24 protein-coding genes and 1 other RNA gene are annotated in these 23,203 nt (G+C 50.8%); 9 read left to right on the forward strand and 16 right to left on the reverse strand.

Annotated features, from left to right (window positions below; all coding sequences use genetic code 11):
* The first annotated feature begins 103 nt into the window (after positions 1–103).
* Positions 104–1,942 (forward strand): gluzincin family metallopeptidase, encoded by a 1,839-nt coding sequence (locus tag L2Y54_RS16190; protein WP_236497638.1) that lies wholly within the window; start codon positions 104–106, stop codon positions 1,940–1,942.
* Here L2Y54_RS16190 and pepP read toward each other — a convergent pair.
* Positions 1,939–3,291 carry a Xaa-Pro aminopeptidase gene (gene pepP, locus L2Y54_RS16195; RefSeq protein ID WP_236497639.1) on the reverse strand — a complete coding sequence of 451 codons (1,353 nt, stop codon included), beginning with the start codon at positions 3,289–3,291 and terminating at the stop codon, positions 1,939–1,941. The two genes, L2Y54_RS16190 and pepP, sit on opposite strands and share 4 nt — an antisense overlap.
* A 10-nt stretch (positions 3,292–3,301) precedes the next feature.
* On the reverse strand, positions 3,302–3,856 hold the full coding sequence (locus tag L2Y54_RS16200; RefSeq protein WP_236497640.1) for a UPF0149 family protein: 555 nt from the start codon (positions 3,854–3,856) through the stop codon (positions 3,302–3,304).
* A 74-nt stretch (positions 3,857–3,930) separates the two neighbouring features.
* Between L2Y54_RS16200 and L2Y54_RS16205 the strand changes: the two genes are divergently transcribed.
* The 4 genes from L2Y54_RS16205 to L2Y54_RS16220 all read left to right on the forward strand — a co-directional run bounded on the left by L2Y54_RS16205 (position 3,931) and on the right by L2Y54_RS16220 (position 5,313).
* A complete protein-coding gene (locus L2Y54_RS16205) occupies positions 3,931–4,170 on the forward strand; it encodes a hypothetical protein (RefSeq protein ID WP_236497641.1) in 240 nt (79 codons plus the stop codon).
* A gap of 5 nt (positions 4,171–4,175) precedes the next feature.
* Positions 4,176–4,487 carry a cell division protein ZapA gene (locus L2Y54_RS16210; RefSeq protein WP_236497642.1) on the forward strand — a complete coding sequence of 104 codons (312 nt, stop codon included), beginning with the start codon at positions 4,176–4,178 and terminating at the stop codon, positions 4,485–4,487.
* Between the two features lie 54 nt (positions 4,488–4,541).
* A non-coding RNA gene (gene ssrS, locus L2Y54_RS16215) (6S RNA) lies at positions 4,542–4,721 on the forward strand.
* A gap of 115 nt (positions 4,722–4,836) precedes the next feature.
* Positions 4,837–5,313 carry a DsrE family protein gene (locus tag L2Y54_RS16220; RefSeq protein ID WP_236497643.1) on the forward strand — a complete coding sequence of 159 codons (477 nt, stop codon included), beginning with the start codon at positions 4,837–4,839 and terminating at the stop codon, positions 5,311–5,313.
* Here L2Y54_RS16220 and L2Y54_RS16225 read toward each other — a convergent pair.
* Positions 5,303–5,719 (reverse strand): sirohydrochlorin chelatase, encoded by a 417-nt coding sequence (locus L2Y54_RS16225; protein ID WP_236497644.1) that lies wholly within the window; start codon positions 5,717–5,719, stop codon positions 5,303–5,305. The two genes, L2Y54_RS16220 and L2Y54_RS16225, sit on opposite strands and share 11 nt — an antisense overlap.
* Before the next feature lie 81 nt (positions 5,720–5,800).
* Here L2Y54_RS16225 and L2Y54_RS16230 point away from each other — a divergent pair, with 81 nt between their 5' ends.
* Positions 5,801–6,877, forward strand: coding sequence for a DesA family fatty acid desaturase (locus L2Y54_RS16230; RefSeq protein ID WP_311196199.1), 1,077 nt, complete (start codon positions 5,801–5,803; stop codon positions 6,875–6,877).
* Positions 6,804–7,481 carry an NUDIX hydrolase gene (locus L2Y54_RS16235; protein WP_236497646.1) on the forward strand — a complete coding sequence of 226 codons (678 nt, stop codon included), beginning with the start codon at positions 6,804–6,806 and terminating at the stop codon, positions 7,479–7,481. The genes L2Y54_RS16230 and L2Y54_RS16235 overlap by 74 nt, the downstream gene beginning before the upstream one ends.
* Positions 7,482–7,709: 228 nt before the next feature.
* Here the strand turns inward: L2Y54_RS16235 and L2Y54_RS16240 are convergent, their stop codons facing one another.
* From L2Y54_RS16240 to L2Y54_RS16275, 8 genes are read right to left on the reverse strand one after another with little or no spacing between them, the layout of a single operon-like run.
* Entirely contained in the window at positions 7,710–8,453 is a 744-nt protein-coding gene (locus tag L2Y54_RS16240; protein WP_479688083.1) for an amino acid ABC transporter ATP-binding protein, read from the reverse strand.
* Complete coding sequence (locus tag L2Y54_RS16245) at positions 8,454–9,497, reverse strand: amino acid ABC transporter permease (protein WP_236497648.1); 1,044 nt, start codon at positions 9,495–9,497, stop codon at positions 8,454–8,456.
* Positions 9,498–9,500: 3 nt separating this feature from the next.
* The gene (locus L2Y54_RS16250) at positions 9,501–10,505 is read right to left on the reverse strand and encodes an amino acid ABC transporter permease (RefSeq protein WP_236497650.1); all 1,005 of its coding nucleotides are present in this window, start codon (positions 10,503–10,505) and stop codon (positions 9,501–9,503) included.
* Positions 10,463–11,494 (reverse strand): amino acid ABC transporter substrate-binding protein, encoded by a 1,032-nt coding sequence (locus L2Y54_RS16255; protein WP_236497651.1) that lies wholly within the window; start codon positions 11,492–11,494, stop codon positions 10,463–10,465. The genes L2Y54_RS16250 and L2Y54_RS16255 overlap by 43 nt, the downstream gene beginning before the upstream one ends.
* 13 nt (positions 11,495–11,507) lie before the next feature.
* Positions 11,508–13,064 (reverse strand): apolipoprotein N-acyltransferase, encoded by a 1,557-nt coding sequence (lnt, locus tag L2Y54_RS16260; protein ID WP_236497653.1) that lies wholly within the window; start codon positions 13,062–13,064, stop codon positions 11,508–11,510.
* Between the two features lie 35 nt (positions 13,065–13,099).
* Positions 13,100–13,972, reverse strand: a complete 873-nt coding sequence (locus tag L2Y54_RS16265; protein ID WP_236497655.1) for an HlyC/CorC family transporter — start codon at positions 13,970–13,972, stop codon at positions 13,100–13,102.
* 14 nt (positions 13,973–13,986) lie between these two features.
* A complete protein-coding gene (ybeY, locus tag L2Y54_RS16270; RefSeq protein WP_236497656.1) occupies positions 13,987–14,445 on the reverse strand; it encodes an rRNA maturation RNase YbeY in 459 nt (152 codons plus the stop codon).
* Positions 14,442–15,350: a PhoH family protein gene (locus L2Y54_RS16275; protein ID WP_236497658.1), complete on the reverse strand. Its 909-nt coding sequence runs from the start codon at positions 15,348–15,350 to the stop codon at positions 14,442–14,444. Before L2Y54_RS16275 ends, ybeY begins: the two co-directional genes overlap by 4 nt.
* 252 nt (positions 15,351–15,602) lie before the next feature.
* On the opposite strand from L2Y54_RS16275, the gene L2Y54_RS16280 reads away from it, so the two are divergent.
* Positions 15,603–16,745 (forward strand): FIST signal transduction protein, encoded by a 1,143-nt coding sequence (locus L2Y54_RS16280; RefSeq protein WP_236497660.1) that lies wholly within the window; start codon positions 15,603–15,605, stop codon positions 16,743–16,745.
* Entirely contained in the window at positions 16,732–18,564 is a 1,833-nt protein-coding gene (locus L2Y54_RS16285; RefSeq protein WP_236497662.1) for a response regulator, read from the forward strand. Before L2Y54_RS16280 ends, L2Y54_RS16285 begins: the two co-directional genes overlap by 14 nt.
* A 31-nt stretch (positions 18,565–18,595) precedes the next feature.
* Here L2Y54_RS16285 and murB read toward each other — a convergent pair whose 3' ends face one another.
* The 5 genes from murB to ccoN all read right to left on the reverse strand — a co-directional run bounded on the left by murB (position 18,596) and on the right by ccoN (position 23,138).
* Positions 18,596–19,603 (reverse strand): UDP-N-acetylmuramate dehydrogenase, encoded by a 1,008-nt coding sequence (murB, locus tag L2Y54_RS16290; protein WP_236497663.1) that lies wholly within the window; start codon positions 19,601–19,603, stop codon positions 18,596–18,598.
* Between the two features lie 84 nt (positions 19,604–19,687).
* A complete protein-coding gene (ccoP, locus tag L2Y54_RS16295) occupies positions 19,688–20,638 on the reverse strand; it encodes a cytochrome-c oxidase, cbb3-type subunit III (RefSeq protein WP_236497665.1) in 951 nt (316 codons plus the stop codon).
* A gap of 2 nt (positions 20,639–20,640) precedes the next feature.
* The gene (locus L2Y54_RS16300) at positions 20,641–20,868 is read right to left on the reverse strand and encodes a cbb3-type cytochrome oxidase subunit 3 (protein WP_236497666.1); all 228 of its coding nucleotides are present in this window, start codon (positions 20,866–20,868) and stop codon (positions 20,641–20,643) included.
* Positions 20,869–20,916: 48 nt separating this feature from the next.
* A complete protein-coding gene (gene ccoO, locus L2Y54_RS16305) occupies positions 20,917–21,675 on the reverse strand; it encodes a cytochrome-c oxidase, cbb3-type subunit II (RefSeq protein ID WP_236497668.1) in 759 nt (252 codons plus the stop codon).
* A 17-nt stretch (positions 21,676–21,692) separates the two neighbouring features.
* The gene (ccoN, locus tag L2Y54_RS16310; protein ID WP_236497669.1) at positions 21,693–23,138 is read right to left on the reverse strand and encodes a cytochrome-c oxidase, cbb3-type subunit I; all 1,446 of its coding nucleotides are present in this window, start codon (positions 23,136–23,138) and stop codon (positions 21,693–21,695) included.
* Between the last annotated feature and the right edge of the window lie 65 nt (positions 23,139–23,203).

A 23,203-nucleotide genomic window follows, 5' to 3' on the forward strand; every position in this document is an offset into this window, starting at 1 on the left:
TACTCTAAGCAAGGAGGCGATATTATAAGCCTTCATATCCGGGCAGAGGGGCTGCGGAAATAAATCGAACACACATTAATCCACATACGACGAGGGCAATATCATGACAACCAAACTCATGGGAATGTTACTGCAAGACCCATCCGCACCTGATTTATTCCAAGATTACGAATTCCCAATAGAGACCGACTTTCTGGCTGGCATGAGTTCCAGCAAACTAAGCCTGCAAGATACCGATGAATACGGCTCACGGCTCTACCAAGGGCTGGATTGGGCTACCGCTGACCTGTCCTTCGCCACTCTGAACAAAAAGGGTGATTTCATCGACAACCCCCAATTTCATCAGGTCAATACCTTTGCAGCGACAGCCTACACACTCGGTCTGGTGGAAAGCGCCATCGGGCGCGAAATGAAATGGAAACACAACGCCCAACTCATTCTGCGCCCACACGCTTTCGACGGTCCTAATGCCTATTACGACCCGATGTCACCGTCGCTCAATTTTGGCTCTTTCACCTCGCCATTCCGGCGCGCGCCCATCTGGACGTGTTTATCCCACGACATTGTGTCACATGAACTCGGTCACGCTATCCTCGACTCCTTCCGCCCGCAGTACGTCTATTCGGAAGAAGTCGACACTGGCGCAATACATGAATCCGTCGGCGACATGATGTCGATGTTCACTGCCCTCAGCCATAAGCCGGTGGTAGAACATTTATACCGCGAGTCCGGCGGCGACATGATGAACCCGAACTTAGCCAGTGGGTTGGCAGAAGAATTCGGCATCGGCTTATGGGGAGTCAGCTTTCCATTCCTACGTTCCGCCCTGAGTGGTCCGAACTATGATCAAGCCTCTTCTCAGGTTCATGCCCGCTCCACGGTCTGGACAGCCGCCATTTACGAGATTCTCGCCACTATGGTCGCTGAATCGCTCACCCTAGCCGTCAAAGCAACGCTGGAAAACGCTCCCAGCAGTGGCAAGCCACAAGCACAAATGAACCCAATCCAGCAGATGATGATCCAACAACACAACCCGGTGTTTGAGGATTACTATGCTGACCAAGAAAATCACGACAACTTCGATGTGTTCTTTGACGCTATCGTTTCCGCCAGTACTCGCGTTAAAGGCATGATGTTGCGGGCGCTACAAGACATTCCTCCTACTGGTGTGACGATGCTAACCTTGGCACGGGTTTTCTATAACGCAGATGCGCGGCTCTTCCCCGACGACCCTAACCCGCGTGAACTGGCTAAAGCGGTATTCCAACGCCGCATGTTATGGATCGACGAAATCGACCTGAGCGCCCCCGGTGTCGGCGCTAACTTTGAAGAAGCTTTTTACAGTGGCAGTAATACCGCGATGCTCAAGGCGGTCTATGAAAATGCCGAGGCACTACGCATTCCCATGGGTGAAGGCGCACGTATTCTCAACGCACGCATCAGCACCGTTACCCGCACCATTGATGCAGGCAGCGAACAACGTGGCAGTAACACCAAAACCGTCACCGAACGTTACCTGTATTTCACCTACGAAATGGTGGTTGACATCTGCCCTGAATTTGGCTGGTTCATGAACATTGCCAAGGGTGGCACCTTGGTCATTGATGAAAACTGGAACGACCTGCAACTCACCACCGACCCCGACACCTATCTCTACCCTGAAGGCGGTGAAAATGGCGAGGGTGGCGAACCTGTAGGCGCTCGCATGTTACGCATGGCGAAGCAACGCTTCACCCGCATCCACCACCGCTCACTGCGGGCATTCCGCGACGGTTTGGTCGACGCGGATGGTCACTTACCCAGTGGGGAACACGCCCTGCCGTTCAAAATTGCCAAGCAATCCAGCGGTGCGACCCGCCCCGTTCGCCACCGCTGCAATCTGAAAGAGCATCTGCTGGGGATTGCGGGCAAACACGCGAGCTTCCCGTTTGATGTGGATTAACGCTGCATCAATGCCTCAATGTCGTCAATTTCTTTGACAACCGCCGCCGACAGCACCTCGTTGCCGTCGGCGGTAATTAGCACATCATCCTCAATCCGAATGCCGATATTCCACCATTGCGGGTCGACATTATCGGCGGGGGAAATATACAGCCCCGGCTCCACCGTCAACACCATGCCCGGTTGTAAGGTGCGCCATTCCTCACCGTGCTTGTAATCGCCCACGTCGTGGACATCCATCCCCAACCAATGCCCGGTTTTGTGCATGTAAAACTGGCGGTAAGGCTCTTCAGGAGCGGGTTCTTCAAGATTCGTCACCTCAGGCTTTTTCAACACCTCTTCCAGCGTGCCGCTCAATATGCCCAAATCGAGTAACCCTTGCGCCAACACCTTCACCGCCGCTTGGTGCGGGTCATCCCACGTATTGCCGGGAATAGCGACAGCAATCGCAGCCTGTTGCGCATCCAGCACCAACTGATACAAGGCCCGTTGCGCGGGGCTAAATTTGCCATTCACCGGAAACGTGCGGGTAATATCACTGGCGTAGCATTCGTGTTCTGCTCCCGCATCAATCAGCAGCAAATCACCGTCATGCAACACCTCACGGTTTTCGATGTAGTGCAAAATGCAGGCATTTTTACCGCCGCCCACAATCGAGGTATACGCGGGTTCCATCCCCATGCGCCGGAATTCGTGCAGCAATTCGGCTTCGACTTCGTACTCGTATGTTCCCGGCTGGCACAGTTGCATCGCACGGGTATGCGCCCGTGCAGCGGTTTGCGCGGCATAACGCATCACTGCCACTTCCGCCGCTGATTTAAACAGGCGCATTTCGTGCAGAATCCGATCCAACATCACAATGCTGTGCGGCGCACGTATCCCCGCCCGCGCTCTGGCACGCAAGTGATTCACCCAACGAATCAGATGCAAATCAAACTCAGGGTTTGCGCCCAAATCGTAATGCACTTGATCACGCCCGATCAGCAATTCCGGCATCAGCTTGTTTAAAGCGCTAATCGGGTGCGCATCATCCGCGCCATGCCAATGTTTTGCGCCTTCCAAACCAGCGCGAGTGCCTGACCAGCGTTCCGCTAATTCGTTTTTTTCGCGGCAAAACAATACGTATTCGCCTTGCTCACGCCCCGGCACAAACACCGCCACCGCTTCCGGTTCATTGAAGCCAGTGAGGTAATGGAAATCGCTGTCTTGGCGAAACGGGTATTCCGCATCACGGTTACGCACTTTCAAGCCGCCAGAAGGCACGACTGCCACCGCATCCTTACCCAATTGCGCCAACAACTGCCGCCGCCGTGCCGCGTACTCTTCCTTCGGAATCATCGGTTTTTGCATGGTGTTCTACTCAATGAATGTGGGGTGCTGCTTTCATCGGTTGCAGTTCTTCGTTCATCATCAACACCCCGACGCGCAGGTACTCGATAATTTCCGCGAGTGATTCTTCACCCTCTTCCTCGTCTTCCATTTCCAGCTCACCGGAACTGCCGATGCGTACCACATCTTCTGCCCATTCACGCGAATCGTCCGGCAAGGTGCGCATGTCTTTCACCCCCGCCAGTGCCAACCCGAAACTGAAACCCTGACACCAATCTTGCATCGCTTCCACACGGGTTTCCAAGGCATCGTCTTCGGGTAAAAATAATTCAAACGCCATGTCTGAATCATTTAATTGTTGGCGGGTTGCAGCAAATAAGTCTTTCAGCAAGCTGCGAGCTTCCTGCACATGAAAATCCTGCGGGTTGCCATCCAACGCCTGCGCTAACCAGGTTTCTGGCGGCGTTGCCTGATCAACCACCAATAAACCGCACGCCATCCCATGAATTTCTGCACTCGAAAAATCCACGTCAGCACGCCCTAACGCCCGCTCTACGCCTACATAATCCGGTAATTCACTCTTCAAAATTATCTTCTCCCTGACAAAGCACTATTATGAGATGATTGACGTGGTTTCGCACTCTTTACTACCATTAGCGTATGAATACAAAAGCCCCCGACCTGACACTGCAAACTCAACTCGACGCCATCGAACAACGGATGGAGCGTCTCTTGAGTCTCGTTGAAAAATTGGCGACTGAAAATGCTGACTTGAAAAAGCAGGAAAAAACCCTTGCTCAAGAATGTCAGGCATTGCGTAGCCGCCATGATAAAGCCAGCAATCAACTGGAAGCCCTGATACAGCGCCTGAAAACCCAGCCAACCGCAACCGGGGCATAAGCCATATGGAAAAAAACATCCAACCCGTCAGTGTTCGCATTCTCGACAAAGATTATATGGTCGCCTGCCCGCTAGGTGAACAGGATGCCCTGATTGCCTCTTCGCGCCGGGTCGACCGGGAAATGCGCAAAATCCGTGATTCCGGCAAAGTGTTGGGCAGTGACCGCATTGCCGTCATGGTTGCCCTCAATCTTGCCCACGAACTCATGCACGGCAAGCAGCACCACAACAACGCATCACCCGACCCGGCAACACTGGAACATTTGCAAAAAATACAGCAACGCTTGGATACGGCACTTGATAAGCACAAAGCTTAAGCACTTGTCAATTCTTCCCCTTACTCAATAAATGTAATACTATGATCAACAAGAGCACCTCTGGGGGACTCGTGAGAAGATGGGTATTATCCTTGAGCCTAATTTCTTACCCCGGGAGTGGTTGTAATGGCTTGGTGTGCATGACCGCCCGACGGTAAGCCTGAAAGCCATTCGCCGCACCCACTTGAACCCCTGGTTCAAGGTCGAAGTCTTCCACGATTTTCTGGAGCGTGCTCCTACTTTTCTCCTACCACCTTTTCCTTCCTTATTCACTGCTTTTTTGAGTTTTCTCAAACCCTGATTTATACCATTTGTTATAGTGAGCGCTCCATTAGGAGGAAATTAACAGATGATATTAAAACCATTTCTTGCTGCCAGCATGGTGGCAATTGCTTTATTGAGCGTACCTTTTTCTGCCGTAACCGCTACAGATGCAGCCCCAAAAGCTGCTGAAAGTGAAGCCACTAGTAACGACACGCGCCGCTTAGTGATTCAGGTCAACAAACGGGAAGAAGACTTTCAGGATCATCTGCTGTCTAACATCGTCAATCTGCAAAAACATTACGGTATGGATGGCATCGAAATAGAAGTGGTTGCCTATGGCCCCGGCGTTTGGTTAGTCACCGAAAAAAGTGCGTTTCTCAAGCGCGTGGAGAGCCTAATGATGCAAAACGTCACCTTCACCGCTTGTGGCAATACCTTGGATACCGTGGAAGCATCCAGTGGCACACGCCCGGTATTGCTCGATGGTGTCGAAGAAACCCAAGCAGGGATTGCCCGGATTATTGCCCTCCAAGAAGAAGGCTGGAGCTACCTTAGCCCGTGATACACGCCGGGTAAGTGCAGTTAGCCCCCTTGCACTCACACGCAGTTTGCGCAGATTGCAAAATCAGACTCGGCATCAAACCCGACACCCCCAAGTACGGTGCCATACGAATCCTTACTTGGGGGTTTTCGCGTTGTTTAGCCTGTACCAATTCAGGCACATCCGTGACCACATGCCGACCGGCTGACAGAAAAAATGGCATAATGGTAACAACCGTTGCGCCCTGATCAATGCATTGCTGGATACCGTCGGGAATGGACGGTTCTGCCAACTCCAGAAAAGCACTGCTCACGTAAGCGTAATTCGTACCCGGCTGTTCGCCGACTTTAGCGGCAAGTGCGCGGATTTCGTCATTCGATTGAGTACGGCGACTGCCGTGCGCCACAATAAGTAAAGCTTGCATCATGAATCCTTGGGTAAACCCTGTATCTATAAAGGGTGAATGTAGTAGAGTATTCCTTATCATAATAGAGGAGGGATAAATCGTATGGGTTTACTGTCGACATTAAGCGGATGGCAATTAGTACTCGTCACACTGGGTTTAACTCATATTACCATCGCAGCGGTCACTATTTTTCTACACCGCACCCAAGCGCACCGTGCGCTGGATTTAGGGTTCATTCCCTCCCACTTTTTCCGCTTTTGGTTATGGCTAACCACCGGCACTGTTACCCGCGAATGGGTCGCTATCCACCGCAAACACCACGCCAAATGTGAAACGCCCGAAGACCCGCACAGCCCACAAACCCGTGGCATCAACACCGTCTTGTGGAAAGGTGCATTGCTCTACAAACAAGAAGCCAAAAATCAGGAAACGCTCGAAAAATACGGCAAAGGCACACCGGACGACTGGTTGGAACGGCATCTTTATACGCCGCATTCATGGCTGGGAATTGTACTGATGTTAGTCATTGATGTGGTGTTATTCGGTTTGCCCGGCGTATTGGTCTGGGCAGTACAAATGCTGTGGATTCCCTTCTGGGCAGCCGGTGTTATTAACGGTCTGGCGCATTTCTGGGGCTATCGTAACTGGAACACCACCGATGCTTCCACCAATATTTCCCCGATCGGCATTTTAATCGGCGGCGAAGAACTGCATAACAACCACCATGCATTCGCCTCTTCCGCACGGCTTTCCAGCCGCTGGTATGAATTCGATATTGGCTGGTTCTACATCCGCATTTTAGAAATATTGGGCATGGCGAAAGTGCGCAAAGTTGCCCCACGCATCCGTATTAATCCTAACAAACTGACCGTAGACTTTGACACCGTGACCGCTGTGCTCGGCAATCGCTTGCAAGTGCTGTCAAACTTTGCCCAGCAAGTCATCAAGCCCGTGACCAAATCAGAATTGCGTCACCAAGCCGTGCTCGCCGAAAGCCAAGCCCTACAAACCGTGTATCTTTACCAGCAGCGCCTGCATCAATTGTGGGAACGCACCACGCAAAGCCAGGAAGCACGGCTGGAAGCAGTACAAGAATGGATCAGTAATGCAGAAAAAACCGGCATTGCGGCATTGGAACAATTTGCACACCGCCTGCGCGGGTATTCGGTCAGCGCCTAATGCAGCCACCACCATGAACGGCATTGACCAACTGACAGCAAGCGACATTAGCCAGCGTTTACAACAACGTGGTGCCACAACCCATGATGTGGCGTTGGATGCGTGTCGCGAAGCCGGGGTGTTAGTGCCGTTTGTGCGGATGGACAATGCATGGCACTTGCTGTTTATCCGCCGCCCCGAATCGGTGCGCGATTATCACAGTGGGCAGGTCGCCTTTGCCGGGGGCAAACGTGACCCGGAAGATACCGACCTGACTGCCACCGCATTACGTGAGGCACACGAAGAAATCGGTATTTTGCCGCAAGATGTTGATATTTTGGGGCAACTCAACCCGCATCACAGCGTAAGCCGCTTTCTGATTGTGCCAACCGTTGCCCGTGTACCCTGGCCTTATGAACTGGTGCTTAGCCCGCAGGAAGTTGCTCGTGCTTTCACCATTCCGTTAACTTGGCTGGCACAACCACAACACCACCAAATACGTTACCGACACTTAACCGACGTGCCAGAACCGATACCGATTGTGTACTTTCAGGAATACGATGGGGAAATTTTGTGGGGAGCAACGGCTAGAATCACGCTGTCATTGTTGGCTTGCTTGCAATAAACCTCTTAGAAAGAGACGCCCACAGCAAGAACACGAGGAGAGAGAGGAGGAGGAGAGAATCCCTCAATGTCCGTGCGCTGTGGGCGCTTGCAAATGATCCAGAAGCTAGGAGGAGGAGAGAGTCTTCTGAATCACCTATGCTGCAATGCAACAAATAGTAAGTGTTTTCGGTGCAGTGAGCAAGCTATAATTTCTAAACCAATGGGTTAGCTTTTCTAACCATTGGGTTTAATGTACCAATATTTTCACCAAAAATGCCTGCGTGCGTTCGTTACGCGGGCGATTGAAAAAATCGTGCGGGTTATTTTCTTCCACAATCTGCCCCGCATCCATGAAGATCACGCGGTCAGCAACGGACTTCGCGAAACCCATTTCGTGGGTGACGCACAGCATGGTAATGCCCTGTTCGGCGAGTTCGGTCATGACATCCAGCACTTCCTTGATCATTTCCGGGTCAAGTGCAGAGGTGGGTTCGTCGAACAGCAATACTTGCGGGGTTAAGCACAAAGTGCGGGCAATGGCGACGCGCTGTTGCTGTCCGCCGGAGAGTTGCAACGGGTATTTGTGGGCTTGCTCGGCAATTTGTACACGCTGTAGTTGCACCATTGCCCGCTCTTCCGCCTCGGCTTTGGAGAGTTTGTTGACCTGAATCGGCGCAAGCGTGAGGTTTTCCAGCACGGTTAAATGCGGGAACAGGTTGAATTGCTGGAATACCATACCGACTTTACGGCGCACTTCGTGTAACACTTTCACGTCATCGCTGAGTTCCAAGCCATCCACCATCAACTTACCCTGCTGATGGGCTTCCAAGCGGTTGATGCAGCGGATCAGGGTGGATTTACCCGAACCGGAAGGACCGCAAATGACGATGCGCTCGCCTCTGCGTACCTGCAAGTCGATGTCACGCAGGACGTGGAACTGGTTGCCGTACCATTTGTTGACTTTGGCGAATTCGATCATGTAGTCAGACATTTAATGCACCTTCCCCCGGTTCACCTGCCGTTCCACCCATTGGCTGTAGCGCGACAAGCTGAAACAAAACACGAAATAAATCGCAGCGATAAACAGATACCCTTCCAGCTTGTACGGCATCCAGTTCGGGTCGCTGTTCACGGCGAGATCCAGCGAGCCAGTCAGTTCGTACAGGCTCACAATCGTCACCAACGAGGTATCTTTGAAGGTCGAAATGAAGTTATTCATGATGCCCGGCACGACGGTTGCCAAGGCTTGCGGCAAAATAATCTTGCGCTGCATCTGCCAGTAAGTCAGCCCCAACGAGGATGCCGCCTCGTACTGCCCACGCGGAATCGCCTGCAAACCACCGCGAATCACTTCCGCCAGATACGCCGCCGCAAACAACGTCATTGCCACCAATACCCGCAGCAGCACATCAATCGAGAAACCTTCCGGCATAAACAGCGGAAACAGGAACGATGCCATGAACAGCACCGAAATCAGCGGCACACCCCGGATCAATTCCACATACACCGTACACAAGCTACGAATCACGGGCAGATCAGACAATCGCCCTAACGCCAACAGCACCGCCAGCGGAAAAGCCCCCACCACCGACAACGAAGCCAGCAAAATGGTCAACGGCAAACCACCCCATTGATCGGTTGTCACCACACTCAGACCAAAGACACCGCCATGCATCAGGGTGAAAAATACCGCCAACACCCCCAGCCACAACGCCGCCAACCAGGGTTTCCAAAATATCCGCATACAGCTTGCCAGCAATAATGCCATCAGCAACAAAGTCGCCGCGAACGGTCGCCACTGCTCCTCAAACGGGTAACGCCCGAAAATAATCACGCGATACTTTTCTGTGACCACACCCCAACACGCGCCCGTACCACGCGCCGTATTGCATTGCGCCGCATCGGCTGCCCACACCGCATGATGGATACCCCAACCCCACAGGTGCGACACTGCGTAGACCAACAGCATTCCCAATAGGAGCGTTACCGCACTATTGAACGTATTGTTAAACAAATTGGCGCGTAACCATGCCATTGCCTAACGCTCCTTAATCGCCGCACGGCGATTGTAAGCATTCATGAATACCGAGGTGAGCAACGAAAGCGTCAGGTAAACCGCCATAATCACCGCGATACACTCCACCGCCCGCCCCGTCTGATTGATCGAGGTATTCGCAATCGACACCAGATCCGGGTAGCCCACCGCCACTGCGAGCGAAGAGTTTTTGGTCAAATTCAAATACTGATTGGTCAACGGTGGAATAATCACCCGCAACGCTTGCGGCAACTGAATCAAACGCATGGCCTGCCCCCGACTCAAACCCAGTGCCATTGCAGCCTCATGCTGTCCACGCGGTACGGAGGCAATGCCACTGCGCACGATTTCCGCAATAAAGGCAGCAGTATAAAGCACCAGACCCAACAATAACGCCAGAAATTCCGGCGAAACATTAATGCCACCTTTAATACCAAACCCGGCTTTAACCGGCATATCCCCAAACCAAGGCAAGGTTAAGCCTGCTTTGGTGAGAAACATACCAAGAAAAGGTTCGGCTTCCCGCGCAGTCGGCAAAAACTCAACCAATAACAGATACCACAGCAGCAATTGCAACAGCAGCGGGATATTGCGGAAGATTTCCACATACGTCAGGCATAAGCCACGGATCAAGATATTCTGGGAAAAGCGCCCTACCCCCAGCAATACGCCGAGGATAGTAGTGAGAATAATGCCAATGACGGCAACTTTTAGGGTATTACCCAAGCCGGTAAGGAAAGCTTTCCAATAAGGTTGCGTCGACTCAAACCCAAACAGGCTTTCGCTGATGTCAAATCCGGCAGGTTGTGCGAGAAAACCGAAACCGCTTTGGATACCACGGGTACGCATGTTTTCCAGCGTATTGTCAGCAAGGATGGCGATGCACAACGCCACTAGCAGCAACGCGGCAAGCTGGTAGAGCCAGCCGCGTATTTTTTGGTTGCGCCAGAAGGTCATGAACACGTTTAACGAATCGGCGGCGCGTACATAATCCCGCCCTGATTCCACAGCTTATTCAAGCCGCGCTCCAGTTTCAGCGGGGAATTTTTACCGACATTGCGCTCGAAAATCTCACCGTAATTGCCAGTCGCTTTCAAGGCACGGTACGCCCATTCCTTATCCAGACCCAACAATGTACCCATATTTTCAGCCGTGCCAAGAATACGCTGGATATTGGGGTCATCGCTGGTTTTCTTTTCATCCAAATTCGTTTGGGTAAGCCCGTATTCTTCGCCTTCGATCAACGCATTCAGCACCCACTTGCTGATTGCAAAAAACTCATCATCACCCCGCCGTACCAACGGCCCCAACGGTTCTTTGGAAATAATTTCCGGCAAAATCAGGTGTTCATCGGGATTTTTCGCAATGGTACGTTCCGCCGCCAAACCGGAAGCATCGGTGGTATACGCTTCGCAACGCCCACTGTGGTAAGCACCCGTGGCAGCTTCATTCTTTTCAAACACCAGCGGTTTAATATCCAACTTATTGGCACGGGCAAAGTCGGTCAGGTTTTTTTCAGTCGTAGTGCCAGATTGCACACATACCGTTGCGCCATCGAGTTCCTTGGCACTGGCAACTTTCAGCTCTTTTTTCACCATGAAACCTTGCCCATCGTAATAAATCGTGCCGACAAAGTTTGCCCCCAGCGACGCATCACGGGTCAATGTCCAGGTCGTATTGCGTGACAAAATGTCAATTTCGCCCGATTGTAAGGCGGTAAAACGCTGTTGTGCGTTCAACGGCACGTATTTCACCTTGCTGGCATCGCCCAATACCGCTGCGGCCAGTGCTTTACAATAATCCACATCCATCCCGCTCCACTTGCCTTCGCTATCAGCGGAGGAAAAACCCGCCAGTGCCACGTTCACACCGCACACCAATTGATCACGGGACTTAATGGTATCCAAGGTTTTTCCCGCCTGAGCGGGCAAACTGAGCATGACAGCCGTACACAAAGTAACGCCCGCCAAAGCACGCGCAAGAGTAGTTGTTAGCATCGGTGTTCCTCTTTTAATAAAATCTGCCGCGCAAGAATAGCAACGGAACACCCAACAGTATAAACATCAATGGAATAATCAGCCAATTGCCAACTCGCACATAAGGGGTTGCCCCTTGCATCGGTGTGGCATAACCACTGATCACGGTGGCAATACGCGGCTCAGCAGTGGCGGTCACTTTACCCTTTTCATCAATAATCGCGCTAACCCCGTTATTGGTAGCCCGCAACAAATAGCGCCCAGTTTCCAACGCCCGCATCCGCGCAATTTCCGCGTGTTGTGCGGGTTCAATTGAGCCGGTAAACCAACCGTCATTGCTGACATTCACCAACATGGTCGCTTCCGGCAATCCGGCAATCATTTCTTCCGCAAACGCATCTTCGTAGCACACCGACATGCGCATCGGCTGACCTGCCACCGTAAGGGTATTGGTGCCTTCCCACGCCGTTATATTGCCCACCGGCAATTTGACGATATGTTCCAAAAAGCGCAGGTAATCCAGCAAGGGAATGTATTCGCTGAACGGCACAAGGTGTTGTTTAGCATACACATGCTCCCCCGTATTGATGGAAACTTCCACATCACGCTCACCACCCACTGCCATAATCGCGTTATACACCGCTTCGGTATCGCGATTTACATGGAAACCACCGACCAATAAATCGGCTTTCGCCTCACGCGCCCAATCCTGTAACGGTAACATCACATCCAAAGACTGCGGGAAAAAATCGGCAAGTGCTGTTTCCGGCCAAATCACCAGATGCGAGGTTTCGACATTTGGGTACTTATCCCCATCCATCAAATCCAGATAAGCTTGGATATTGTCATTACGGAATTCGCGTGACCACTTGGTTAATTGATCAACATTGCCTTGTAACATACTGACAAATAACGGCTCTCCGGCTGGAACTGTCCAACGCACCTGCCCTAAGCCAAACCCACCGGCTACCGTCACCAACGCCAATACACCGGCAATAATACGTTCACGCTGGGTTCCCAACACCAGCAACACCAACACACCCGCACCCAAAGCCACCAGCCAACTGACCCCTAACACCCCTGTGATGGGTGCATAATGTGCCAACCAAGTATCAATCTGACTGCTACCCAATTGTAACCAAGGAAAACCCGTTAAAAACCAACCGCGAAACCATTCGGTCAATACCCAAATCGCCGGAAATGCCACCAATAAACGCACCGCTTGTGGCAAATGTGCGACGTACCCCGCTAACCAGCCAAACACCAGCAAGAACAGCGCCATAATCACCACAAAAATGGCCACCATAAAAGCCGCGATGAAAGAGTTTGCCCCGCCGAAAAAGTGGATACTGACATAAATCCAGTGTGCACCACCGGCAAATAGCCCCACCCCGAACACCCACGCCAGCCACAAACGTTGCTTAGTTGGCATCGGTTTGAGATTCAGCCAGAACAATACGGCGGGTGCAAAAAATGCAAACGCACGCCATTCGATAGGCGCAAACGCCAAAGCGACGGATAAACCTGCCAGCAAGGCCAGCAGGTAGTCAAATTTTGAAAGGGAATGACTAGAATTACGAAAAGACAGCATTATTGGAATATCCAGCACAGCAAAATGTGAGCGGATTATAACGCAGGCACTTCCTCAGAACATGAATTTTCCGTCTGGGGCAGCACTTCCAGCAACAAAATACGCCGCGAATCGCTGCGCAATACCCGGAACAGCCAGCCCATTAACACCACTTCTTCACCCTGACGCGGAATTTTACCCAACTCATGGATCACAATCCCCGCAATGGTATCGAATTCCTCGGTGTCGAATGCCGTTCCCACGGTCTCATTGAATTCATCAATCGGCGTCATGGCTTCCACAATGAAACGCCCGTCACCTTGCGGTTGAATATTGGTGGAAATGTCTTCCTCATCATCGTGCTCATCGTCGATGTCCCCGACAATCTGTTCCAGCACGTCTTCAAACGTTACCAAACCGGAAATACCCGCGTATTCGTCAATGACCACCGCCATGTGGTTGCGGGTTTTGCGGAACTCGGTCAGCAAGCGGTTCAAACGCTGACTTTCGGGGACAATTAAAGCGGGGCGGATAATGTCATCAATTTTGAAATCTGCTTCACGCCCGCTGTATTTGAGCAAGTCTTTTGCCAGCAATACCCCCACCAAATCATCGCGGTCTTCATCCACCACGGGATAGCGCGAGTGTTCAGTTTCAGCAATGCGGGCAAGAATTTCAGTGAAATTATCTTCGTGGTAGATAAAGTTGATTTGTGAACGCGGAACCATGATGTCGCGTACTTGGAGCGCACCAAATTCCAATACCCCTTGCAACATCCCCACCGTTTCGCCCGGCAGGAGGTTTTTTTCGTTAGCCCGTTGTAAGTCGTCGATCAAATCCTCCCGACTTTGGGAAGTAAGATCAAGTTTGTGAATCAGCCATTGTTTCCATCGCGGTCGAGGTCGCGAGTCACCTATGTCAGTTTTCATTGTTCCTCTGTGAGTTAGTGATAAGGATCGGGAAAGCCGAGTTTGCTAAGGATAGTGGTTTCTAAGCCCTCCATTTCCTCGGCTTCGGTGTCTGTTATATGGTCATAACCTTGTAAATGCAATAAACCGTGTATCAATAAATGTGCCCAATGTTGGGTCGCGGTTTTGCCTTGCGCGGCGGCTTCACGTTCGACCACAGGCAGGCAAATAACCAGATCACCGAGGTATTCAATGTCATCGTCATCCTCTGGAATCGGCGGCGCATCGTAAGGAAACGACAATACATTCGTCGGGTAATCTTTGCCGCGATAAGCGCGGTTAAGTTCCTGACTTTCGGCTTCATTAACGATACGCACGACCACACCGGCTGCTGCATCTGCCGACCATGCGGCTTGCGCCCAACGCAATAAATCCGCTTCAGCAGGAATGGCTGTGTAAGCTTCTGGGTTTTGAATATCGAGTTCTAGGCTCATGCGCTACGATCCCGCTCAAAACCTTCATACGCCGCCACAATCTTTTGCACCAGTTTGTGCCGCACCACGTCACGCCCGCTAAACCAGTTAAAGCTGATGCCTTTGACACCTTCCAGAATTTCCGCCGCCTGGCGCAAACCGGAGGTTTGATGGCGCGGCAAGTCAATCTGGGTAATGTCACCCGTGATCACGGCAGAAGAGCAAAACCCCAAGCGGGTCAGAAACATTTTCATTTGTTCTGTGGTGGTGTTTTGCGCTTCATCCAGCAAAATAAACGCATCATTCAAGGTACGCCCACGCATATAAGCCAAGGGTGCGACTTCAATGACATTGCGCTCAATCAGCTTATTGACTTTTTCGACCCCTAACATTTCGTACAAAGCGTCATACATCGGGCGTAAATACGGGTCGATTTTTTGCGACAAGTCACCGGGCAAGAAACCTAGTCGCTCGCCTGCTTCCACCGCCGGGCGCACCAGCACCAAACGCCGCACCTCATCACGTTCCAAGGCTTCGACCGCACAGGCAACTGCCAGCCAAGTCTTACCCGTACCGGCGGGACCGATGCCAAACGTAACATCGTGGGTGCGGATATTCTGGATGTACTGACTTTGCGCCAAACCTTTGGGTTTAATGTAACCGCGCTTGGTGCGGATGCGCACATCGTCGCCGGTATTGGCTTGCACCTTGTCGAGATTGGCTTCTTGCAGGAACAGATGAATGCTTTCCGGGCTAAGAACCGTTTCCGCCGTTTCGCGATAAAGGTCGTGCAGTAGATTGATGGTTAACTGTGTAGTCAGCGGCGTTCCGGTAATCTGGAACAAATTACCGCGATTGCTCAGTTCAACGCCCAAGCGATGCTCTAATTGACGCAAGTGCTGGTCAAATTGACCACACAAGTTCATTAAACGCTCAGTATTTGCAGGTTCAAGCTCAAATTGAACGGTGTGCCTGTCACTTTCCGTTGCAGCAGTGGTTGTAGTAGTCAAGAAGACTGAGAATTCCATAAAGAGATGATTGTGAAAGTATAGCCACAGCGTTACTCAGGTTCAACTGTTCCGACAAATGGTAGAACCATCAAGGGTCATCTCGTGATATTATTTCGAACAAATAAAATCTATCAAAATAATGACGACGCACATTCGGGGGAAACAACCGTGCAAGTTACGCTAAGTTTTTTTACACAGGCAACAGGGTGGCATAAACCCTTACCGGATGTTGACTCACCTCAAACCTTGGTGTTGATATTCAGCCCTCCCGATAGCAAGCAATATCAAAGCACTATAGAACAATTACATGCTCACTATCCACTGGCAGTGATCACAGGCTGTTCTACTGTTGCTGGTGTTTTCAACGAACATTTACTGGAAAATGCCCTAGTGGTAGGCATTATTCGTTTTAAAACAACCCACCTAGCCTTTGCCAGTGCGGAACTAGCGCATTCAGACCATTCATTTCAAGCCGGTGAACAAATTGCTAAATCCCTCAATAGACCTGATCTTAAAGGGATTCTTATTCTAACCGATGGCCTTAACACCAATGGCAGTGAATTAATTAGTGGCTTAGCGTCGGTTGTTAATGAAAGCAACGTTACCATCGTCGGCGGTTTAGCCAGTGACAAGATGCAATTTGCCTCCACTTGGATCTTTCACCAAGGACAAGCAGCTTCACGACGTGTCTCCGGCGTTGGTTTTTATGGAAAAGAGCTGGTTTTTACCAGCTATGCCCGCGACGGCTTCAAGCCTTTTGGCCCTGAACGTGTCATTACCCGTTCAGCAGGCAAGACCCTGTATGAAATTGATGGTCGCCCTGCCCTACAACTCTATAAAGAATACCTTGGGGAACACGCGGCTAACTTACCCGCGACCGCCTTACACTTTCCCTTGGCTATCTGGAACCAAACCAAAGATCACTACATGGTGCGTACCGTGGTATCCATCAATGAAGCGGATGACAGCCTGGGGTTTGTAGCCGATATTCCACAAGGCTATAGCACACAATTGATGTATGGCAGTTTTGATAATTTGCTGGACGGTGCAGAAATAGCGGCGCGTAGCTTAGCGGATCGTCTACCGCCCAAGACGCCGGTATTCGCGCTCACCATCAGTTGCTCTGGGCGCAAACTCGTCATGGGCGATGACGCTGACCAAGAATTAGAAGCCACGCTCGAAAATCTTCCTGCCGGTAGTCAACAGCTTGGGTTTTACTCCTACGGTGAATTAGCACCCACTGCACTCGGTGGGTATTGCTGTCTGCACAACGAAACCATGACCTTAACGGTGATGTATGAAGGAAGTTAAACCCCTCCACAAGCGTTTACAAAAACAATTGAAGCGCTGCGGATTACTTCAGCACGGTTTGCCGGACGACCAGAACAAATGGCAAAACTTTCTACACCAAATTGACCTCTCCTACACCGGCACGAGTGACGCGCAATATTTGCTGGAACGCTCGCTTGAGGTGTCGTCGCAGGAAATGCGCAAATTGTACGACGACCTCAAAACGGAAACCGAACAACGTATCGAAGCCTTACACAAATCCGAACAAAAAACCCGCTTCATGGCGAATATGAGCCACGAACTGCGCACCCCAATACACGGTATATTGGGTTCCCTTGAAATCGTGAAAGATACGACACTGGATGCGCGTCAGAAATTATTCGTCGATACCGCGTATGCCTCCTGCGAAGTTATGCTGGATGTGATTAACAATATTCTGGATTTTTCCAAGCTCAAAGCAGGGGGTATTGAACTGGAAATTATCGAGTTTTCCCCGCGTGAATTGGTGGAAAACATCAGCGGCATTATGTCAACGATGGCGCAGGAAAAAAATCTCGAAGTTCAGTGTTACATTCCCGAAAACATTCCTGAGCGCGTCAAAGGCGACCCCGCCCGCTTACGGCAAATGCTAATGAACCTGGTTGGCAATGCCGTCAAATTTACCGAACGCGGCGAAGTGTATACCGGCTTGGAATTACTGGAAATCCGTGATAACAAAGCCGTACTACGCTTTGAAGTCCGCGATACTGGCATCGGCATTCCCCTTGCCATGCAAAAAAGTGTGTTTGAATCGTTTGTGCAAGTCGATGCCTCCATTAACCGGCGTTACGGCGGTACGGGTCTGGGGTTAACCATTGTACGCGAGTTTGCCGAAATGATGGGTGGGCGCATTGGGCTGGAAAGCGTTCCCGGTCAAGGCACAACCTTCTGGTTTGAAATCGCTTTCCCCGTCACCGAAAATCATGCATGGGATAACACCAGCCACCACTTAGAAGGTCGCCGGATTCTGGTCGTGGACGATAATGAAACCAACCGGCGAATTCTGGAAAACTACCTGCAAGCCTGGAAAGCTGAAGCCATTATCGTCAGCAATGGGCATGATGCCTTGCACAAACTCGAAGAATCCATCACCCAGCAAAAACCGATCGACCTTATGCTGCTCGACTGGTTTATGCCGCAAATGGATGGCATCGCCCTAGCAAAAACCATCCGCACGGATAACCGTCACGCCCAAACCCCGATTGTCATGCTCACCTCTTACGGCATTTCACTCGAAAAACAACAACAAGCGGGCGTGCAAGCTGCCGTTACCAAACCGGTGCGTTCCATCACCTTGCGGGATGTATTACTGGATACCATCCGGCGGCACGCGCTCAATGATCAACCCAAACCGACGCCATCCACCACACTGCCGTTCCCCAATATCGTCTTGAAATCCGTAGCATCGGTCGAGCCAGCGATTTTGTTAGCGGAAGACAACTCCGTCAATGCCCTGATTGCGGTCACGATGCTGGAAAAACTCAATATTCCAGTCGATCACGTCACGACGGGTAAATTAGCACTGAAAGCCCTACGTAACCGCCCCTACAAACTCGTGCTGATGGATATTAATATGCCGGAAATGGATGGTTACACGGCTACCCGCTATATCCGCAAATGGCAAAAAGAAGGCATATTCAAGCAGCATATTCCAGTGATTGCCATGACTGCCAATGCCCTCAAAGGCGACCGCGAGCGCTGCCTGAAAATGGGTATGGATGATTATCTGGCAAAACCTGTTAAACAAGAGGAACTGCTCAAGGTCGTCGAGCAATGGTTGAAAGAACCCCTCACCCCCTAGCCCCCTCTCCCTCAAGGGGCGAGGGGGTATTTCAGATCACCCGTGGTTCCGGCTCTAAGGTAATCCCAAACTTATCCTGTACCGAGGCAATAATCGCTTGGGCAAAATTCCACACCTCTGCACCCGTGGCGTTGCCATGATTCACCAAGACCAAAGCGTGTTTGGCGTAAGTGCCTGCGTCACCGTCACGTTTACCTTTCCAACCACACTGGTCAATCAACCAACCCGCTGAAGTTTTGACCTGATCGTGCTGCGGCCAGCCGGGTATCTCAGGGAATTGCGCTTTGAGTGTCGCCCATTGCACTGGTGCAATCAGCGGATTCTTGAAAAAACTGCCCGCATTACCAATCTCAGCAGGGTTCGGCAATTTGCTTTGGCGAATCTGGATAATGGCATCGCTGATCAAACGTGCGTTTAACGTTTTCCCGTCCAACTGCTCTTTCACGCCAGCATAGTCAATTTTCCACTGCGGCTGGCGCGGCAAACGAAATACCACGGCGACAATCAACCAACGATCCGGCTCTACCGATTTGAAGTAGCTATCACGGTACGCAAAACGGCACTGTTCGGCACTAAAATCGCGGATTTCTGCGGTGCGCCAGTCTAAGGCTTGTACTTCATACACATGATCCTTCAACTCTACGCCATAAGCGCCAATATTCTGCATCGGCGCTGCCCCAACCGTTCCCGGAATCAACGATAAATTTTCCAGCCCGGCAAAGCCTTGCGCGATAGTCCATTGCACAAATTCGTGCCAGTTATTGCCCGCTCCCGCCCGTACATAATGGTAATTTTCATCCTGCCCTAACACCTCTAAGGTTTCCAAGCGCACTTGCACCACTAAGCCGGGGTAATCATTAACGAACAGCATATTGCTGCCGCCACCCAGAAATAACAGTGGCAACTCAGGGTGTTCCTGTTGCCAAGCCATGAGGGTACGTACCCCGCTCAGCTTGTGCAAGGTACAGAAATAACGGGCTTTGGCTGCTAACCCAAAGGTATTGAGTGCTTTCAGGGAGTAATTTTCGCGAATCTTCATGTGGAAATCGTGTGTAGTAAAAAATTCATGACGCAAAAAGGCCGGAACGAATCCGGCCCCTATCATACCTGAAAACAGCTTGCCTTACTGCGTGCCAGCACCAGCGGACATCTGTTGCAGGTAAGCAACCAATACTTTGATTTCAGTATCAGACAAGTTACGACCGTCTTTACCGAAGGCAGGCATTTGGGGTTTAACACCGTTATGGATAACCGCTTTCACTGCTTCCAATTTAGCTTCAGAAGTTTCTGCTGCTGGCAAATTAGCTACCGTCCAGATTTTGTCAGTCAGGTTAGGAGCACCTTGAGCGTGCATACCCTTGCCTTCGCTGGTATGGCACATGTAACAACCACCTTTTTCACCTTGGAAGATTTTTTGACCTTCAGCAGCGGCAGCAGCATCCACAGCAGATTCACCAGACAGTGTTAACACATAGTTAGCCACTTGGTTCAACTGCGCTTCATTAAATGTCTTACTGTAAGCAGGCATGTAACCCATACGACCATAACGAAGGGTATTTTCCATTGCCGTGGTGTCACCACCCCACAACCAATCGTCATCCACCAGATTAGGGTACATACCAACCACACCTTGACCACCAGACTGGTGGCAAGCGGCACAGTTGTCACCGAACATCCCCACGCCATAAGAACGCACGAAGGAAGACATATCCGGGTCTTGCGCAATCTGCTCATAAGATGCCGCGCCAACCTTGGCGAGGTATTCTTGCTGCTTGACCGCTGACTCACCGTTTTGCATGTCATGGGCTAACAGCGCACGCATGTTCCAGTGGGTGGTTTTCTCTTCACCCGCATCAGTCTTATAGGTAATGTCGTTACCAATACCTTTCAGATAGGTATTACCGATCGGCCATGATGGGTACATGATCCAATACACAATAGTAAAAATGATTGTGCCGTAGAATGTCCACAACCACCAACGTGGCAGCGGGTTATTAAATTCTTGCAGCGTATCATCCCAAACGTGACCAGTAGTTTCTGCGCCGGTCAGTGGATCTTTAACAGGAGTAGCCATAACTATTTCTCACCTTTTGATTGGGAAGCCGCCTCTGCTGCTTTCACACGTCTGTCTGCTTCATCTTCATCCATCATCGGCAGGTAGCGATAGGATTCGAGCCTTTCGCTACGCTTACGACTGGAATAAACGTAGATGACGATGCCGACGAACGTCGTAAAAAAGATCAGCAACGCAACCGTCTTGCTGTTACCTAGATCCAAGATCCATGTCCAGAAGTCTGTCAGCATTTGATCCTCACTTTGTCAACAGAGGCCACTATCCAGTAGCACAGAAAATTAACGGAATTGAATGAAGTGGTCTTCATCAAACTTTTTAAAGTCAACCATCGTACCCAGTACTTGTAGGTAAGCAACCAAGGCATCCATCTCACTGATGTTGTTCGGATTACCATCGTAGTTACCTGCTTTAGCCTGTGCCATCAGGTTGGCTTCTGCTTGATTGATGTCGAGTTTCTTAGCAACCTCTTCACCAAATCGCTTCACGTTATCTTCGTATTCAACCGTGGTTTGTGAGTAAGGCACACCCACACGCTTCAATGCGATCATACGCCCCTGAAGATCTGACAAATCCAGATCCGTGGTTTGCAACCAAGGGTAGTTAGGCATAATGGATTCAGGCACAACCGAACGCGGTGCAATTAAATGCTGAACTTGCCATTCGTTAGAATACTTGCCACCGACACGCGCCAAATCCGGGCCAGTACGCTTGGAACCCCATTGGAAAGGGTGATCGTACTTGGATTCAGCCGCCAGTGAATAGTGACCATAGCGCAGGTCTTCATCACGGAACGGGCGAATCATCTGGGAGTGGCAGGTGTAGCAGCCTTCGCGGATGTAAAGATCACGACCACGTTGCTCCAGCGGCGTATAAGGACGCACGACCTCAAAGCCCGTCTCTGGATCTTTTACATCTTCCACCGTCTCATTGATATAGTGCAATGGAACGATTTCCACCAGACCACCGATACTAATAGCAACCAGGGTCAGGACAATCAACAGCCCCGAATTGGTTTCGATACTTTCGTGTTTAAACATATCTCAACTCTCCCTGATTATGCCTGAGTCGCCGCAGTCGCTGGAACACTGGATTCCTGCTTTGCACGCGCAATGGTCATGTAAATGTTGTAAGCCATGATGATCATGCCAGACAGGAAGAACAAGCCACCCAGTGCACGCGCAACATACGGGCCGTGCATGAATGCCACGGTTTCAACGAAGGTGTACGCCAAGTTGCCATACTCATCGAACGCACGCAGCATCAAGCCTTGACCGATACCTGCTACCCACAATGCTGTAATGTACAGAATAGTACCGATGGTTGCCAAGAAGAAGTGCGTGTAAACCAATTGTGTGCTGTACAGCGTGGTATTCCACAGACGCGGGATCATGTGATAGAAAGATGCAATCGAGATCATCGCTACCCAGCCCAGAGCGCCGGAGTGAACGTGACCAACGGTCCAGTCAGTGTAGTGAGACAGCGCGTTAACGCTCTTCAACGACATCATCGGGCCTTCAAAGGTCGACATACCGTAGAACGACAGCGCAGTGATCATAAACATCATGATCGGGTCAGTACGCAATTTATCCCATGCGCCAGAAAGCGTCATAATACCGTTGATCATACCACCCCAAGATGGCATCAACAGCATAATGGAGAAGGTCGCTGCCAGTGTAGACGTCCAGTCAGGAATCGCCGTCCAGTGCAGATGGTGAGTACCTACCCACATATACATGAAGCTCAACGCCCAGAAATGGATGATCGACAAACGGTAAGAGTAAATCGGACGACCTGCTTGCTTAGGCACGAAATAATACATCATCCCCAAGAATGCCGCTGTCAGGAAGAAACCTACCGCATTGTGACCGTACCACCACTGCGTCATCGCATCTTGTGCACCAGAGAACAAACTGTAAGACGCGGCAGAAGTCAGACTAACTGGCACGGCCAAGTTATTGAAGATATGCAACAGGGCAGTAGCCAAAATAAATGACATGAAGAACCAGTTAGCCACATAAATATGCGGTTGGTTACGACGCATCAGCGTAGTGGTGAAGATCAGGAAATAAACCACCCAAACGACTGTAATCGCAATATCAATAAACCAGACTGGTTCAGCGTATTCGCGACCTTGTGTGTAACCTTGCAGATAGAGCAAACCAGCAATCAGCACGGACAGATTCCAACCCCAGAAGGTGAAGTTAGGCCAGAACGTGCCACCGGTCAGACGCGCTTGGCAAGTACGCTGCACAATGTAATAAGAAGTTGCAAACAGCGCATTACCACCGAAACCGAAGATAACACCACTGGTGTGTAGCGGACGTAAACGTCCGAAAGTGATCTGGGCAATATCGAAGTTCAGAAACGGCCAAGCCAATTCTGACGCGATATACACACCGGCAGTCATGCCGAGGATACCCCAGATGATCGAAGCTATCGCGAATTTCTTCACGATATCATAGTTGTATTGCTCTGAAGAGAGTGCAGCACTATGAGCCATCGTTTGCCCTCTGGATTAACAAGATTGAAAAAATAAAAACACCGTAATGGGCGGCAAGCATACAG

The sequence above is a fragment of the Thiothrix winogradskyi genome, from assembly GCF_021650935.1.
In the GTDB taxonomy this organism is placed as follows: domain Bacteria; phylum Pseudomonadota; class Gammaproteobacteria; order Thiotrichales; family Thiotrichaceae; genus Thiothrix; species Thiothrix winogradskyi.